16 protein-coding genes are annotated in these 15,115 nt (G+C 68.1%); 7 read left to right on the top strand and 9 right to left on the bottom strand.

Going from position 1 to position 15,115, the window contains the following annotated elements; genetic code table 11:
- Nucleotides 1-7: 7 nt before the first annotated feature.
- The 5 genes from AC5P9C_RS00080 to prpB form a co-directional block, all read right to left on the bottom strand.
- Nucleotides 8-334, bottom strand: coding sequence for a type II toxin-antitoxin system RelE/ParE family toxin (locus tag AC5P9C_RS00080; protein WP_064239011.1), 327 nt, complete (start codon nt 332-334; stop codon nt 8-10).
- Nucleotides 321-578 carry a type II toxin-antitoxin system ParD family antitoxin gene (locus AC5P9C_RS00075; protein WP_019338677.1) on the bottom strand — a complete coding sequence of 86 codons (258 nt, stop codon included), beginning with the start codon at nt 576-578 and terminating at the stop codon, nt 321-323. Before AC5P9C_RS00075 ends, AC5P9C_RS00080 begins: the two co-directional genes overlap by 14 nt.
- 100 nt (nt 579-678) lie before the next feature.
- Entirely contained in the window at nt 679-3,297 is a 2,619-nt protein-coding gene (gene acnD, locus AC5P9C_RS00070; RefSeq protein WP_164687629.1) for a Fe/S-dependent 2-methylisocitrate dehydratase AcnD, read from the bottom strand.
- Nucleotides 3,298-3,394: 97 nt separating this feature from the next.
- Entirely contained in the window at nt 3,395-4,552 is a 1,158-nt protein-coding gene (gene prpC, locus AC5P9C_RS00065) for a bifunctional 2-methylcitrate synthase/citrate synthase (RefSeq protein ID WP_005418357.1), read from the bottom strand.
- Nucleotides 4,553-4,587: 35 nt separating this feature from the next.
- Nucleotides 4,588-5,481 (bottom strand): methylisocitrate lyase, encoded by an 894-nt coding sequence (gene prpB / locus AC5P9C_RS00060; RefSeq protein ID WP_005418360.1) that lies wholly within the window; start codon nt 5,479-5,481, stop codon nt 4,588-4,590.
- Between the two features lie 154 nt (nt 5,482-5,635).
- Here prpB and prpR point away from each other — a divergent pair, with 154 nt between their 5' ends.
- Entirely contained in the window at nt 5,636-7,219 is a 1,584-nt protein-coding gene (gene prpR / locus AC5P9C_RS00055; protein ID WP_343542684.1) for a propionate catabolism operon regulatory protein PrpR, read from the top strand.
- A 56-nt stretch (nt 7,220-7,275) separates the two neighbouring features.
- Here the strand turns inward: prpR and AC5P9C_RS00050 are convergent, their stop codons facing one another.
- From AC5P9C_RS00050 to pdxH, 3 genes are read right to left on the bottom strand one after another with little or no spacing between them, the layout of a single operon-like run.
- Nucleotides 7,276-7,635 (bottom strand): YqfO family protein, encoded by a 360-nt coding sequence (locus AC5P9C_RS00050; protein ID WP_164082962.1) that lies wholly within the window; start codon nt 7,633-7,635, stop codon nt 7,276-7,278.
- Nucleotides 7,632-8,093, bottom strand: a complete 462-nt coding sequence (gene aac(6')-Iak / locus AC5P9C_RS00045; protein ID WP_343542685.1) for an aminoglycoside N-acetyltransferase AAC(6')-Iak — start codon at nt 8,091-8,093, stop codon at nt 7,632-7,634. Before aac(6')-Iak ends, AC5P9C_RS00050 begins: the two co-directional genes overlap by 4 nt.
- Nucleotides 8,090-8,689: a pyridoxamine 5'-phosphate oxidase gene (gene pdxH / locus AC5P9C_RS00040; RefSeq protein WP_343542687.1), complete on the bottom strand. Its 600-nt coding sequence runs from the start codon at nt 8,687-8,689 to the stop codon at nt 8,090-8,092. The genes aac(6')-Iak and pdxH overlap by 4 nt, the downstream gene beginning before the upstream one ends.
- A gap of 40 nt (nt 8,690-8,729) precedes the next feature.
- Here pdxH and AC5P9C_RS00035 point away from each other — a divergent pair, with 40 nt between their 5' ends.
- On the top strand, nt 8,730-9,557 hold the full coding sequence (locus AC5P9C_RS00035) for a kinase (RefSeq protein WP_057493476.1): 828 nt from the start codon (nt 8,730-8,732) through the stop codon (nt 9,555-9,557).
- A gap of 6 nt (nt 9,558-9,563) precedes the next feature.
- On the opposite strand, the gene AC5P9C_RS00030 is transcribed toward AC5P9C_RS00035, so the two are convergent.
- A complete protein-coding gene (locus AC5P9C_RS00030) occupies nt 9,564-9,767 on the bottom strand; it encodes a dodecin family protein (protein ID WP_005410663.1) in 204 nt (67 codons plus the stop codon).
- Nucleotides 9,768-9,865: 98 nt separating this feature from the next.
- Between AC5P9C_RS00030 and AC5P9C_RS00025 the strand changes: the two genes are divergently transcribed.
- The 5 genes from AC5P9C_RS00025 (at nt 9,866) to mdtD (ending at nt 14,537) form a co-directional block, all read left to right on the top strand.
- Complete coding sequence (locus tag AC5P9C_RS00025; protein WP_343543939.1) at nt 9,866-10,408, top strand: shikimate kinase; 543 nt, start codon at nt 9,866-9,868, stop codon at nt 10,406-10,408.
- Nucleotides 10,405-11,517 (top strand): 3-dehydroquinate synthase, encoded by a 1,113-nt coding sequence (aroB, locus tag AC5P9C_RS00020; protein ID WP_053505467.1) that lies wholly within the window; start codon nt 10,405-10,407, stop codon nt 11,515-11,517. Before AC5P9C_RS00025 ends, aroB begins: the two co-directional genes overlap by 4 nt.
- A gap of 169 nt (nt 11,518-11,686) precedes the next feature.
- On the top strand, nt 11,687-11,926 hold the full coding sequence (locus AC5P9C_RS00015; RefSeq protein WP_343543779.1) for a WGR domain-containing protein: 240 nt from the start codon (nt 11,687-11,689) through the stop codon (nt 11,924-11,926).
- A gap of 26 nt (nt 11,927-11,952) precedes the next feature.
- On the top strand, nt 11,953-13,035 hold the full coding sequence (gene hemE, locus AC5P9C_RS00010) for a uroporphyrinogen decarboxylase (protein WP_312558285.1): 1,083 nt from the start codon (nt 11,953-11,955) through the stop codon (nt 13,033-13,035).
- A gap of 92 nt (nt 13,036-13,127) precedes the next feature.
- Nucleotides 13,128-14,537 (top strand): multidrug transporter subunit MdtD, encoded by a 1,410-nt coding sequence (gene mdtD / locus AC5P9C_RS00005; RefSeq protein WP_103282599.1) that lies wholly within the window; start codon nt 13,128-13,130, stop codon nt 14,535-14,537.
- Nucleotides 14,538-15,115 lie beyond the last annotated feature (578 nt).

Raw genomic sequence — 15,115 nt, 5'->3', positions numbered from 1 at the left:
TTGAATTTCAGGAAATGTCTTGCGTCAGCGCGTCAAGACCACGATCAACGCACCACACACGCATGATGTCCACACGGTCCGGTCGATCGAGGTAATAAACGAGGTAGCGTTCGAAGCCCGGAACCAGCATGAAGCGCAACGGCACCGGCAGCTGTGCTGCGAGGTCGGCGTGCCGGGTGGAACCCGAGCCAGGAAACACCGCGATGCGTTGAAGCGTGGCTTCCAACTCGGCGAGAAAGCGCCGACCCAGTACCAGCCCACCCTGCCGTGCGAACCACAGCGCGGCATCGGCTGCGTCGGCTTCGGCCTTGGGCCGCCATTCAATCGCCTTCACGCTCCATCCTTTCGGTCAGTTCGCGACGCATGCGCTCGAATGTGTCGGCCGTCACCGGGACGCCAGGCCCAGAAGCCAGCCCCTCGGCTATCAACTGCTTGAGCAGCTCTTCCGCCTTGCTGCGCTGGCGCTGGCGGATCAGGTCACGCACGTAGTCCGACGTACTGGAGTAGCCGCCTTCACGCACTTCCTCGTCCACGAACTGCTTGAGCGGGTCGGTCAGCGAAATGTTCATGGTGGCCATGAGACTCTCCATTGGCAGTTTTTGCCAAGCCAGTGTGCGCCCTGCCCGGGTGTCGGACAAGCCCGCCCCCGGCCTCCGGGGGCAGGCATTCAGGCCGGTATCACGCCACCCTGGCGCCTTCCAGGAAGTCCTGGGCGAAGCGCTGCAGCACGCCACCGGCTTCGTAGATCGCCACTTCCTCGTCGCTGTCCAGGCGGCAGGTGACCGGCACGATCACGTCCTGGCCGTCTCGGCGGTGGATGACCAGGGTCAGGTCGGCGCGCGGGGTGCGCTCGCCGATCACGTCGAAGGTCTCGGTACCGTCGATGCCCAGGGTCAGGCGGGTGGTGCCCGGCTTGAACTCCAGCGGCAGCACGCCCATGCCGATCAGGTTGGTGCGGTGGATGCGTTCGAAGCCTTCGGCCACGATCGCTTCCACACCGGCCAGGCGCACGCCCTTGGCAGCCCAGTCACGCGAGCTGCCCTGGCCGTAGTCGGCACCGGCGATGATGATCAGCGGCTGCTTGCGGTCCATGTAGGTCTCGATCGCTTCCCACATGCGCATCACCTTGCCTTCCGGCTCCACCCGCGCCAGCGAGCCCTGCTTCACGCTGCCGTCGTCGTTGCGCACCATCTCGTTGAACAGCTTGGGGTTGGCGAAGGTGGCGCGCTGCGCGGTCAGGTGGTCGCCACGGTGGGTCGCGTAGGAATTGAAGTCCTCTTCCGGCAGGCCCATTTTCGCCAGGTATTCACCGGCCGCACTGGATGCCAGGATCGCGTTGGACGGCGACAGGTGGTCGGTGGTGATGTTGTCCGGCAGCACTGCCAGCGCGCGCATGCCCGACAGCGTGCGCTCCCCGGCCAGCGCGCCTTCCCAGTAGGGCGGGCGGCGGATATAGGTGCTCTGCGGGCGCCAGTCGTACAGCGGGCTGACCGCCGCACCGTGCTCCACGCGCACGTTGAACATCGGGTTGTACACCTTGCGGAACTGCTCCGGCTTCACCGCGGTCTTCACCACTGCGTCGATCTCGGCGTCGCTCGGCCAGATGTCCTTCAGGCGCACCTCATTGCCGTCGGCGTCCACGCCCAGCACGTCCTTCTCGATGTCGAAACGCACGGTGCCGGCGATGGCATAGGCGATCACCAGCGGCGGCGACGCCAGGAAGGCCTGCTTCGCATACGGGTGGATGCGGCCGTCGAAATTACGGTTGCCCGACAGCACGGCCGTGGAATACAGGTCACGGTCGATGATCTCCTGCTGGATCGCCGGATCCAGCGCGCCACTCATGCCGTTGCAGGTGGTGCAGGCGAACGCCACGATGCCGAAGCCGAGCTTCTCCAGGTCGGGCAACAGGCCGGCTTCTTCCAGGTACAGCTGCACCGCCTTCGAGCCCGGCGCCAGGGACGACTTCACCCACGGCTTGCGCAGCAGGCCACGTTCATTGGCCTTGCGCGCCAGCAGGCCGGCGGCGATCACGTTGCGCGGGTTGGAAGTGTTGGTGCAGCTGGTGATGGCGGCGATGATCACCGCGCCATCCGGCATCAGGCCCTGGGCCTGCTCGGCCTTGCCCGCTGCCAGCTTGGCTTCGTCGGCGATGCCGCGCTCGGCCAGCTCGGCGGTGGCCACGCGCTTGTGCGGATTCGAGGGGCCGGCCATGTTGCGCACCACGCTGGACAGGTCGAAGCGCAGCACGCGCTCGTACTGCGCGGTGGCCAGCGCGTCGGCCCACAGGCCGGTGGTGCGCGCGTAATTCTCGACCAGCGCCACCTGCGACTCCTCGCGGCCGGTCAAGCGCAGGTAATCGAGGGTCTGCCCATCGATATAGAACATCGCGGCGGTGGCGCCGTATTCGGGGCACATGTTGGAGATGGTGGCGCGGTCACCGATGGTCAGTGCCGACGCTCCCTCGCCGAAGAACTCAAGATACGCACCGACCACGCGTTGCTTGCGCAGGAATTCGGTCAGCGCCAGCACCACGTCGGTGGCGGTGATGCCCGGCTGCGGCCTGCCCGTCAGCTCGACGCCGACGATATCCGGCAGGCGCATCCACGACGCGCGGCCGAGCATCACGTTCTCCGCTTCCAGGCCGCCAACACCGATCGCGATCACGCCCAGCGCGTCCACGTGCGGGGTGTGGCTGTCGGTGCCCACGCAGGTATCCGGGAAGGCCACGCCGTCCTGCACGTAGATCACCGGCGACATCTTCTCCAGGTTGATCTGGTGCATGATGCCGTTGCCCGGCGGAATCACGTCCACGTTCTGGAACGCCTGCTTGGTCCAGTCGATGAAGTGGAAACGGTCTTCGTTGCGGCGATCCTCGATGGCGCGGTTCTTCTCGAACGCCTGCGGATCGTAGCCACCGCACTCCACCGCCAGCGAGTGATCGACGATCAACTGCACCGGCACCACCGGATTGACCTTGGCCGGGTCGCCGCCCTTGTCGGCGATCGCATCACGCAGGCCGGCCAGGTCCACCAGCGCGGTCTGGCCGAGGATGTCGTGGCACACCACGCGTGCGGGGAACCACGGGAAGTCGAGGTCGCGACGGCGCTCGATCAGCTGCTTCAGCGAATCGCCAAGCGTGGCCGGATCGCAGCGGCGCACCAGGTTCTCGGCCAGCACGCGCGAGGTGTACGGCAGGGTGGCGTAGGCGCCGGGCTGGATCGCATCGACCGCGGCGCGCGCGTCGAAATAATCCAGCGCGCTGCCGGGGAGGTTCTTGCGGTAATCGGTATTCATGGGCTGGCGGAGTACTTGGGGCGGGCCGGGTGCCGGCGGAGCGGCGGCGAGAGCATCCGGCCGGCACGCGGCCGGCCGGATGGGGACAGCAGGAGGATCAGACGCGCTTGTCGATGGCGACGAAGTCGCGGTCTTCCGGGCCGATGTAGTTGGCGCTCGGGCGGATGATCTTGCCGTCGATGCGCTGCTCGATGATGTGCGCGCTCCAGCCGGCGGTGCGCGCGATCACGAACAGCGGGGTGAACATCGCGGTCGGCACGCCCATCATGTGGTAGCTGACCGCACTGAACCAGTCCAGGTTCGGGAACATCTTCTTGATGTCCCACATCACCGATTCCAGGCGCTCGGCGATGTCGTACATCTTCATGCTCGACTGTTCTTCGGACAGCTCGCGGGCCACGTCCTTGATCACCTTGTTGCGCGGATCGGAGACGGTATAGACCGGGTGGCCGAAACCGATCACCACTTCCTTGCGCTCGACGCGCGCCTTGATGTCTTCCTCGGCCTCATCCGGGTTGTCGTAGCGCTTCTGCACTTCGAACGCCACTTCGTTGGCGCCGCCATGCTTCGGGCCACGCAGCGCCCCGATGCCACCGCAGATCGCGCTGTACATGTCGCTGCCGGTACCGGCGATGACACGGCAGGTGAACGTCGAGGCGTTGAACTCGTGCTCGGCGTACAGGATCAGCGAGGTGTGCATCGCCTTCACCCACGAATCCTGCGGCTTTTCGCCATGCAGCAGGTGCAGGAAGTGGCCGCCGATCGAATCATCGTCGGTTTCCACGTCGATGGCGCGGCCGTTGTGGCTCCAGTGGTACCAGTACAGCAGCATCGAACCGAGGCAGGCCATCAGCTTGTCGGCGATGTCACGCGCGCCCGGGTGGTTGTGGTCGTCCTTCTCCGGTGCCACGCAGCCGAGCACGGACACGCCGGTGCGCATCACGTCCATCGGATGCGCCGACGGCGGCAGCTCTTCCAGCGCGGCCTTCACCGCGGCGGGGATGCCACGCAGCGACTTCAGCTTGGCCTTGTACGAAACCAGCTCGGCGCGGGTCGGCAGCTTGCCGTGCACCAGCAGGTAGGCGATTTCCTCGAACTCGCTGGTGTTGGCCAGGTCCAGAATGTCATAGCCGCGGTAGTGCAGGTCGTTGCCGCTGCGGCCCACGCTGCACAGCGCGGTGTTGCCGGCCGCGGTGCCGGACAGGGCGACGGACTTCTTCGGCTTGAAGGTCGGGGTTGCGGTCGTATCGTTCATGTTTCCCTCCGAAACTTGATGGTGCAGGGTACTGCTTATTTCTTGGCGGCGAACAGCGCATCGAGCTGCTGCTCGAAGGCGTGGTAGCCGATGCGGTCGTACAGCTCTTCGCGGGTCTGCATGGTCTCCACCACGTTGCGCTGGTGGCCATCGCGGCGCACTGCCTGGTAGACGTTCTCGGCCGCCTTGTTGGCCGCGCGGAACGCCGACAGCGGGAACAGCTGGATGGCGACGCCGGCCGAGGCCAGTTCATCGCGGCTGAACAGCGGGGTGGCACCGAATTCGGTGATGTTGGCCAGCACCGGCACCTTCACCGCGTCCACGAAGCGGCGGTAGGTGTCCAGATCGTAGGCGGCCTCGGCGAAGATGCCGTCGGCACCGGCCTCGACGCAGGCGATGGCGCGCTCGATCGCCTTGTCCACGCCGTCCACCTGGATGGCATCGGTACGCGCGATCAGGAAGAAGTCCGGATCGGTCTTGGCATCGGCAGCGGCCTTCACACGGTCGACCATTTCACCCTGCGAGACGATCTCCTTGCCCGGACGGTGACCGCAACGCTTGGCACCGACCTGGTCCTCGATGTGGCAGGCGGCCGCACCGGCCTTGATCAGCGACTTCACGGTGCGCGCGATGTTGAACGCGCTCGGGCCAAAGCCGGTATCGATGTCGACCATCAACGGCAGGTCGCAGACATCGGTGATGCGGCGCACGTCCACCAGCACGTCTTCCAGCGTATTGATGCCCAGGTCCGGCAGGCCCAGCGAGCCTGCCGCAACCCCGCCACCGGACAGGTAGATGGCGCGGAATCCGGCGCGCTTGGCCAGCAGGGCATGGTTGGCGTTGATGGCGCCGATCACCTGCAGCGGCGATTCGGCAGCCAGCGCCTCACGGAAGCGGGCACCGGCAGAGAAAGGGGCGGAAGCGGTCATGCGGCAATCCAGGTTGAAGTCCGGAAACGAGGGCGCAAGCACCGTGCCAAGCTGCAAGCTCTTGATTTCACGGGCGTGACGGGTCGACCAAAGTGAAACATATGAAACATTGAAACGGATGTATCATGAAACATTCCGACCGATGGCTGCCGCCATGCACCTGCCCCGCTCGCCCCTGCGCCACGCCGATGCCGACCCCGGCCGCCCGGTCATCTGGACCGTCAGCGTTTCGCGCCTGACCGGCCTGCTCGGCGACGTCATTCCCGAGTTCGACCGTCGCGCGCGCATCGAGCAGATCAACCTCGGCTTCGAGGAAGCGGTGGCCGTGATCGGCCAACGCCTGCGCCGGGAACACTGCGACGTGGTCATCGCCGGCGGCTCCAATGCGGCGTGGCTGCGTGGCCGGCTGGAGCTGCCGCTGGTGCCGATCCAGGCCAACGGCTTCGACCTGATGGAAGCGCTGGCGCGCGCGCGGCGGATCGCCAGCCGCATCGGCCTGGTCACCCACGCCAGCGACGTACCGGTGTTCAGCAACTTCCAGCAGAGTTTTGGCCTGGAGATCGAGCACCGTCGCTTCGTCACCCGCGAGGACGCACGCGATTGCATTGCCGACCTGCGTGCCAACGGCATCGAAGTGATCGTCGGCACCGGCATGGCCATCGACCATGCCGAGCAGGCCGGCCTGCCCGGCGTGCTGCTGTACTCGGCCGATTCGGTACGGCAGGCGTTCGAACACGCCCTCGAACTGACCCAGGCCCTGGCCCGCTCCACGGGCAGCCGGCCGCCCCTGCGCCGGCGCCCGGCAGTGCGCAGCGACGCGCATGAACTGCTCGGCGACAGCGACGCGATGGCGCAGGTGCGTGCGCAGATCGCGCTCTATGCGCCGCACGACAGCACCGTGCTGGTCAGCGGCGAAACCGGCACCGGCAAGGAACTGGTGGCGCGCCAGCTGCATGCGGCCAGTGGCCGTCGTGGACGCTTCGTGGCGCTGAACTGCGGCGCGATCAGTGAGTCGCTGCTGGAAGCCGAACTGTTTGGCTACAGTGATGGCGCCTTCACCGGCGCGCGCCGCGGCGGCCGCGTCGGCCTGGTCGAAGCGGCCGACGGCGGCACCCTGTTCCTGGATGAAATCGGCGAGCTGCCGCTACCGCTGCAGACCCGCCTGCTGCGGGTGCTGGAGGAACGGGAGGTGCTGCGCGTCGGCGCCACCGAACCGACCCCGGTCGACCTGCGCGTGGTGGCCGCCACTCTGCAGTCACTGGAGCAGCGCGCGGCGACCGGCAGCTTCCGTCGCGACCTGTACTACCGGCTGGCCGCGCTGCGCATCACCCTGCCCGCGCTCCGCGCGCGACGTGGTGACATCCCGTTGCTGGCACAGCACTTCTTCCGCCAGCTGCGTGGCATCGACGCGCCGTTGGATGAGGAGGCACTGGCGGTACTGAGCGCGGCCGAGTGGCCGGGAAACGTGCGCGAACTGCGCAATCTGGTCGATCGGCTGCGCATCCACTGGCAGCCCGGTGAAGGGCTGATCGATGCGGCGCGGCTGCTGCAGCTGGCACCCGAGCTGGTGCATGAAGGTGTCGCGGCGTTGCCGGTGGAAAGCAACGGCAAGCGGCCACCGCGTGCGCAGCTGGAAGCACAGCTGCGGGAACACCGGCATGATCGCGAGGGCATGGCGCAGGCGCTGGGGGTGTCCCGTACCACGCTGTGGCGCTGGTTGCGCGCTGAAGGCCTGTAAAGCCGAGCCCATGCTCGGCTGATGTTCGCGCGAAAGCAGCCGGGCATGGCTTGGCGCTACAACCGCCGCCTGTCAGCGAGCAGCAGCTCGATGTCCTCCACCTGCACCACCGGTACCTGCCACGGATGATGCGGCACGATGCCCTGCTCGAAGATGCGCTGCAGCCGCTGCGGATCGCGCGGCAGGCAGAACTCCAGGCGCACGCTGTCGACCACTTCGGTGCGACCCGCTTCACCCTGCACGGGCGACGCTCCCATGCGTGGGCGGAACTGCTCGAATCCGGGCGCCGACCACCACATGCCATGCTCGTAGTCGCCGGCCGCGAGCGCATCCACCGCGAGGATGCCCTGCTTCACTGCGTCCAGCGCGGCCGATGGAACAAGCACCACCACGCGGTACAGCGCCACGCGATTCACGCCGATGGCTCCAGCGGCATGCGGAAATAGACCACCCGTTCGGTTTCTTCGAAGCCGCAGGCCCGATGCGCGGCGTGAGCCTGCACGTCCTCCACGCGACTGTCCGAAGCCAGTTCGCGGCAGCCCGCATCGCGCGTCCACGCCCGCACCGCCGCCAGCAGGGCGCGTCCCACGCCGCGGCCTTGCCACTGCGGCTGCACGTACCAGCCCTCCAGGAAGCCCACCGGCGAGGAATCGGTGCCGTCCACGTAGTCATGGCGCAGGCGCACTTCGGCGAAGCCGATCGCCTGTCCACCCGCTGCACACGCCAGGAAAACCGCACCTGCGTCCTCGGCCAGCGCCGCCACCAGCGTCTCCAGCGGATCATCGGCATCGGGCCACAGGCCCAGACGCAGCTGCGCCCACGCGACCGCATCGGCCGCCGTGGCCGGGCGGATCGTGGCCGCGCTGCCGGTCACGGGTACAGCAGGCGCTTGCTCCAGCGCCCTTCCGCACCGGCTTCATAGCACCAGCGCTCGTGCAGGCGGAACTGCGCGCCGTACCAGAACTCGATGCGGTCGGGCACCACGCGCAGGCCGCTCCAGCCTTCCGGGCGCGGCACGTCCTTGCCTTCGAAGCGCGCTTCGACCTCGGCCACGCGCGCGTCGAACTCCTCGCGGGTTGCCAGCGTCTTCGACTGCTGCGAGGCCCAGGCGCCGATCTGGCTCATGCGCGGGCGGCTGGCGAAATAGGCGTCGGCCTCGGCGTCGGCGACCTGCTCGACACGACCCTCGATGCGCACCTGGATGCCGGCCTCGCGCAAGCTGCGCCACAGGAACAGCAGCGCGGCCTGCGGATTGGACCGCAGCTCACGGCCCTTGTGGCTGCCCAGGTGCGTGTAGAAGACGAAGCCGCGCTCGTCGAAGGCCTTCAGCAGCACGGTGCGCGCAGACGGGCGTCCCTGCGCATCTGCAGTCGCCACGGTCATCGCGTTGGGCTCGACCTCGCGGCTCTGTTTGGCCTCCTCGAACAGGCGGGCAAACGTGGACAGGGCTTCGGCGTACAGGTCGCTCATGATGGCGTTGTTCTCACACGGTTTGGGCTATTGTGGCTGCATGGCCGCTGCTGCGTATATGCCCCAGGTGAAAGGATTCCCCGAAACATTGGCCGAACAGGCGCTGGACGATGCACTGTCCAGCGGTGCAGCGGTTCCAGTATTGGCGATCAGCGGCCTGCAGGGGAGCGGCAAATCGACGCTGGCCGCACAGGTGGTCGCACGCGCCCGGGCCCGCGGCCTGTGCGCGGCCAGCCTGTCGATCGACGATGTCTACCTGACCCGTGCGCAGCGCCAGCGCCTGGCGCGCCAGGTGCATCCGCTGCTGATGACCCGCGGCCCACCCGGTACCCATGACCTGACGCTGGCGCACAGCGTGCTGGACGCCGTAGCAGCGCGCCGCCCCCTGGCGATGCCGCGCTTTGACAAGCTGGCCGATGAACGCTTGGCCGAGGCGCAATGGCCGCACTTGGACACGCCACTGGACCTGCTGGTGTTCGAGGGATGGTTCCTCGGTACGCCCGCGCAGGATGACGCAGCGCTGGATGCCCCGTTGAACGCGCTGGAACGCGAAGCCGACAGCGACGGCCGCTGGCGCCACTGGTGCAACCAGGCGCTGGCCCGCGACTACCCCGCGCTGTGGCAGCGCTGCGACCGCCTGTGGTTCCTGCAACCGCCGGATTTCGCGGTGGTACCGCGCTGGCGCTGGCAGCAGGAGCAGAACCTGCAGGCCGCGCAGCCGGGCCGGCACGGCATGAGCCGGCCGCAGCTGGAGCGTTTCGTGCAGTACTACGAGCGGGTCAGCCGGCAGGCACTGCGCACGCTTCCCACGCTCGCCGACCACGTCGTGGTCCTGGACGGCCAGCGGCAGGTGCAGGCCGTGCGCTGAGCGCGGCTATTCCACCAGGAAGGTCACCCGCAGGTTGACCCGCCATTCGGTGATCTCGCCGCTGCCGTTGGTGACCACCTTGGTCTCGTTCACCCAGGCGCCCTGGATGCCCTTGACCGTCTCGGAAACCTTCTTCAGTCCGCTGCGCACCGCATCCTCCACGCTCTTCGGCGAGGAGGCGGTGATCTCGATGACCTTGGCGACCGTCATGACCTGTGCTCCGGTTGGCGCGGGAACCCCCGCAGGAATGCCCACCCTGACGTGAAGAACGTAAAGGCCAGGGCACGGAGGTGTTAGCATCAGAGGGCATGAATCCTGCTCCGAACCTGATCCTGATCGGCCCGATGGGCGCCGGCAAAACCTGCATCGGCCGCCGCCTGGCCGAGCGCTTCACGCTGGACTTCGTCGATGTCGACCAGGCCATCGTCGAGGCTGCCGGCGCCGGCATCCCGACCATTTTCGAGCATGCCGGCGAAGCCGGTTTCCGCCACCATGAACGCCAGGCCCTGGCCCGCGTGCTGGAAGGCCGCGGCCAGCTGGTCTCCACCGGCGGTGGCGCGGTGCTGGATCCGGGCAACCGTGCACTGATCGCCCAGCGTGGCTTCGTGGTCTACCTGCGGGTCAGCGTGGCCGCGCAGCTGGAACGCCTGGCCCGCGACAAGGGCCGGCCGCTGCTGCAGCGCCCGGACCGCGAGCAGGTGCTGCACGATCTGGCCGCGCACCGCGACCCGCTGTACCGCGAACTGGCCGACCTCACCCTCGATACCGACCCGTACACCGCTGCCGACGCGACCGCCCAGCTGGTGGTCAAGCTGGCCACGCAATGGCAGCGCCAGGACCTGAACGCATGACTTCTCCCGCCCTGCTGCAGGTCGCCGTTGGCGGCGACCGGCCCTACTCCATCACCATCGGCGCAGGCGCGCTGGCCGACGGCGCCGCGCTGGCCGCGCATGTGCGCGGCCGCCATGTGCTGCTGCTCAGCGACAGCGAAGTGGCCCCGCGTTATCTGGCGCCGGTGAAGCAGGCGCTGCTGGCCGCGCGCCCCGACCTGATCGTCGGCGAGCATGTCCTCGCTGCGGGCGAAGCGTCCAAGACGCTGGCCGAATTCGGCCGCGCGATCGAAGCGCTGGCTGCGCTCGGCGCCACCCGCGATGCCTGCGTGTTCGCGCTCGGCGGCGGCGTGGTCGGTGATCTCGCCGGGTTTGCCGCGGCCTGCTGGATGCGCGGCGTCGACTGCGTGCAGCTGCCCACCACCCTGCTGGCGATGGTCGATTCGTCAGTCGGTGGCAAGACTGCGGTCGACATTCCGGCCGGCAAGAACCTGGTCGGTGCGTTCCATCCGCCGCGCGCGGTCATCGCCGATACCCGCGTGCTGGCCACCCTGCCGCCGCGCGAGCTGCGTGCGGGCCTGGCCGAAGTGGTCAAGTACGGCGCGCTGGGTGATGCCGTGTTCTTCGAATGGCTGCAGCAGCATGCCGATGCGCTGCTGGCCGGCGAGGATGCCACGCTGGCCGAAGCCATCGCGCGCAGCTGCCGGCACAAGGCCGCCATCGTCGAGCGCGATCCGTTCGAGAAAGGCGAACGTGCCCTGCTCAACCTCGGCCACACCTTCGGCCATGCCATCGAAACCGAGCAGGGCTATTCCGCGCCCGGCCGCGATGCGCTGAACCATGGCGAGGCGGTGGCGGTGGGCATGGTGCTGGCGGCGAAGCTGTCCACCGAGCTGGGGCTGGCCGACGATGCCGACCGCGTGCGCCTGCAGGCGTTGCTGGAACGCCTGGGCCTGCCCGTGGCGATCCCGGCCGGGCTCGACCCGCAGGCCCTGCTCGGCCGCATGCGCCTGGACAAGAAGAACGTGGCCGGCCGCCTGCGCCTGGTGCTGTGGCGCGGCATGGGGCGTGCCGAAGTGGTGCCGGACGTGGATGAGGCGGCGGTGCTGAAGGTGCTGTCGGCCCGGTAGAGCCGGGACGCGCGAGGGGATTGCCGGCCAGCGGCCGGCACGACCGGGACGCGCGGGAGGATTGCCAGCCAGCGGCCGGCACGACCGGAAGGCGCGGCAGCATTGCCGGCCAGCGGCCGGCACGACCGCGTTGCGGCCGGGGTCACCCTGGCCCCGCTACAATCGGCCCATGCACGTCTACCTGCAACGTCCCGACGCCGGTGCGCAGGCACCGCGCTTCCTGCGCCTGAGCCTGCAGCCGGACCTGTTCGGCGGCTGGGAGCTGCTGCGCGAGAGCGGCCGCGTCGGCAGCCGCTCGCAGTTGCGGCGCGAGCTGTTCCTGCACGCTGACGAAGCCCGCCACGCCTTCGAGAAGGCCCGCGATGCCGAACTGCATCGCGGTTTCCAGATTCTCTCGCACGGCGACTGACGCCGCTGCCAACTTTCGCCCAAGGAATGCCCATCGTGACCAGCCCTCTCCGCAACGATCGCCTGCTGCGCGCCCTGCGCCGCGAACCGGTGGACTGCACCCCTGTCTGGCTGATGCGCCAGGCTGGCCGCTACCTGCCGGAGTACCGCGCGACCCGGGCCAAGGCCGGCAGCTTCCTGGCCATGGCCAAGACTCCGGAGATTGCCTGCGAAGTCACCCTGCAGCCGCTGCGCCGCTTCCCGCTGGATGCGGCCATCCTGTTCTCGGACATCCTCACCATTCCCGATGCGATGGGCCTGGAGCTGTACTTCGTCGAAGGCGAAGGCCCGAAGTTCCGGCACCCGGTGCGTGACGAAGCCGCCATCGCCCGGCTGGCGGTGCCGGACATGGAACAGGACCTGGGCTACGTGATGGATGCGGTGCGCCTGATCCGCCGCGAACTGGACGGCCAGGTGCCGCTGATCGGCTTCTCCGGCAGCCCGTGGACACTGGCCTGCTACATGGTGGAAGGCGGTGGCAGCAAGGACTTTGCGCGCATCAAGGCCATGGCACTGAACCACCCGCAGGCCCTGCACCGCCTGCTGGAGGTCACCACCAACGCCGTGATCGCCTACCTCGGCGCGCAGCGCGCGGCCGGTGCACAGGCGCTGCAGGTGTTCGACACCTGGGGTGGCGTGCTGTCGCCGTCGATGTACCGCGAGTTCTCGCTGCGCTACCTGCAGCGCATCGCCGAGGGGCTGGAGCGCGGCGAAGGCAGCGAGCGCACGCCGCTGATCCTGTTCGGCAAAGGCACCGGCCTGCACCTGGAAGCGCTGTCGCACACCGGTGCCGATGCGCTGGGCCTGGACTGGACGCTGGACCTGGACGAGGCACTGCGCCGCACCGGTGGCCGCGTCGCCCTGCAGGGCAACCTCGACCCGACCACGCTGTACGCCTCGCCGGATGCGATCGCCGCGGCCGCCGCACGCGTGCTCGACACCTATGCCGCCGGCAACGGCGGCTCGCGCGAGGGCCATGTGTTCAACCTTGGCCACGGCATGTCGCCGGACATGGACCCGGCACACGTACAGGTGCTGGTCGACGCGGTGCACGCGCACAGCCAGCGCTGAGCATTCCGCAGGCCATCACGGCGCGACTTTGATCGCGCCGTGACCCGCGTTGCGCGATCATGGCGGCCCCCACGCTGCACCGGCCGCACGCCATGCCCACATCGTCATCGACCTACAACCGCCACCGCCCCCTGCTGTGGCTGGTGTCCCTGGCGATCTTCATGCAGATGCTGGACTCGACCATCGTCAACACGGCGCTGCCGGCGATGGCGGCCAGCCTGGGCGAGAGCCCGCTGCAGATGCAGTCGGTGGTGTTCAGCTACGCGCTGGCGGTGGCCACCTTCATTCCCGCCTCCGGCTGGATCGCCGACCGCTACGGCACCCGCCGCACGTTTCTGGTGGCGATCATCCTGTTCACCCTCGGCTCGCTTGCGTGCGCGCTGGCCCAGCACCTGCACCAGCTGGTCGGGGCGCGCGTGCTGCAGGGCATCGGCGGCGCGATGCTGCTTCCCGTGGGCCGCCTGGCAGTGATGCGTTCGGTGCCACGCGAGGATTTCCTGCGCGCGATGAGCTTCATCGCCATCCCCGCGCTGGTTGGCCCGCTGATCGGCCCCACGCTGGGCGGCTGGCTGGTCGAGATCGCCTCATGGCACTGGGTGTTCCTGATCAACCTGCCGATCGGCGTGATCGGTTTCATCGCTGCGATGAAGATCATGCCCGACCACTACGCCAGCCATCGCACCCGCTTCGACCTGCGTGGCTACATCATGCTGGCCTTCGCGATGGTGGTGCTGTCGCTGGCGCTGGACGGCATCTCCGGCCTGGGTACGCCACATGCGCTGGTGATGCTGATGACCGTGGCCGGCCTGGCTGCGCTGGTGGGTTACTGGCTGCACGCCGCCAACTCCACCGCGCCGCTGTTTTCGCTGGCCCTGTTCCGTGTGCCCAGCTACCGCATCGGCATCCTGGGCAACCTGTTCTCGCGCATCGGCAGCAGTGCCATGCCGATGCTGATCCCGTTGCTGCTGCAGGTCGGCCTCGGCCTGGGCCCGATGAACGCCGGCCTGATGATGGTGCCGGTGGCGGCGGCCGGCATGGTGTCGAAGAAGCTGGCGGTGAAGCTGGTCGAGCGCTATGGCTACCGCCGCGTGCTGATGGTCAACACCGTGCTGGTGGGCCTGGCGATGGCCAGCTTCATCCTGATGACACCGGGCCAGCACCTGGCCTGGCGCCTGCTGCAACTGGCCTTCTTCGGTGCGGTCAATTCGCTGCAGTTCACCGTGATGAACACCGTGACCCTGCGCGATCTGGACCGCGAATTCGCCAGCTCCGGCAACAGCCTGCTGTCGATGGTGATGATGCTGGCCGCCGGTTTCGGTGCCGCAGCCGCCGGCAGCCTGCTGGCCGCGTTCGGCAATCACCTGGACAGCAACAGCGCCACCGCAGCACTGCACGCGACATTCCTGTGCGTCGGCGCGATCACCCTGACCTCGACGATGATCTTCTGGCAGCTGCCCGACACCAAGCCCGAACCGCGGCAGGTCGAGCACGTCGCGGAGTGAAGGGGTTCGGCAGGGCCTGCGGCCCTGCACCCGCGGTAGTGCCGGCCGCTGGCCGGCAACAACAACAGCGAGCATTCCGTGGGTTGGCGGGGCGGTGTGGGCTTGCAGCACACGCCGTAAACCCCGCTCCGCGGTCCGGCCCAGCCGCTGGCGGCTGGGCGTTCGGGTGCTCGCGAAGCAGTGCTTCGCAAGCAAAGCGCCCTCACCCCTGGGGGCTCGATGGCGCCATCCATGGCGCCAACGGTCCTGCAAGCCCACACCGCCCCGCCTCTGACAGGTTCACGCGGCTGTGGGTAACGGCGACTGTTGGAACGCGCGGTTGTTGGTAGGTGTCGACCTTGGTCGACACATCTGTCAGATCTCGAATTCCAGATTGGGGTCAGAGCCCGTTGCGCAGCAACGGGATCCGACCCCGTGCTCCGACATATCGCGGAAAACTGTCGAAGGCGGGGTGGGTCCGGTTGCGGGAGTGTCCGCGGCATGGATGCCGCGGCCAAGCCCCCATGGATGGGTTTACGGCGTCTCCCGCAACCGGATCCACCCCGCCATCCCACAGGAAGCCAGCTTTTGCTTCTGCT

Source organism: Stenotrophomonas sp. YJH_SMC_10 (assembly GCF_059371555.1).
Note: the sequence above shows the minus strand (reverse complement) of the source record. Positions and strands in the feature narration are given on the sequence as shown.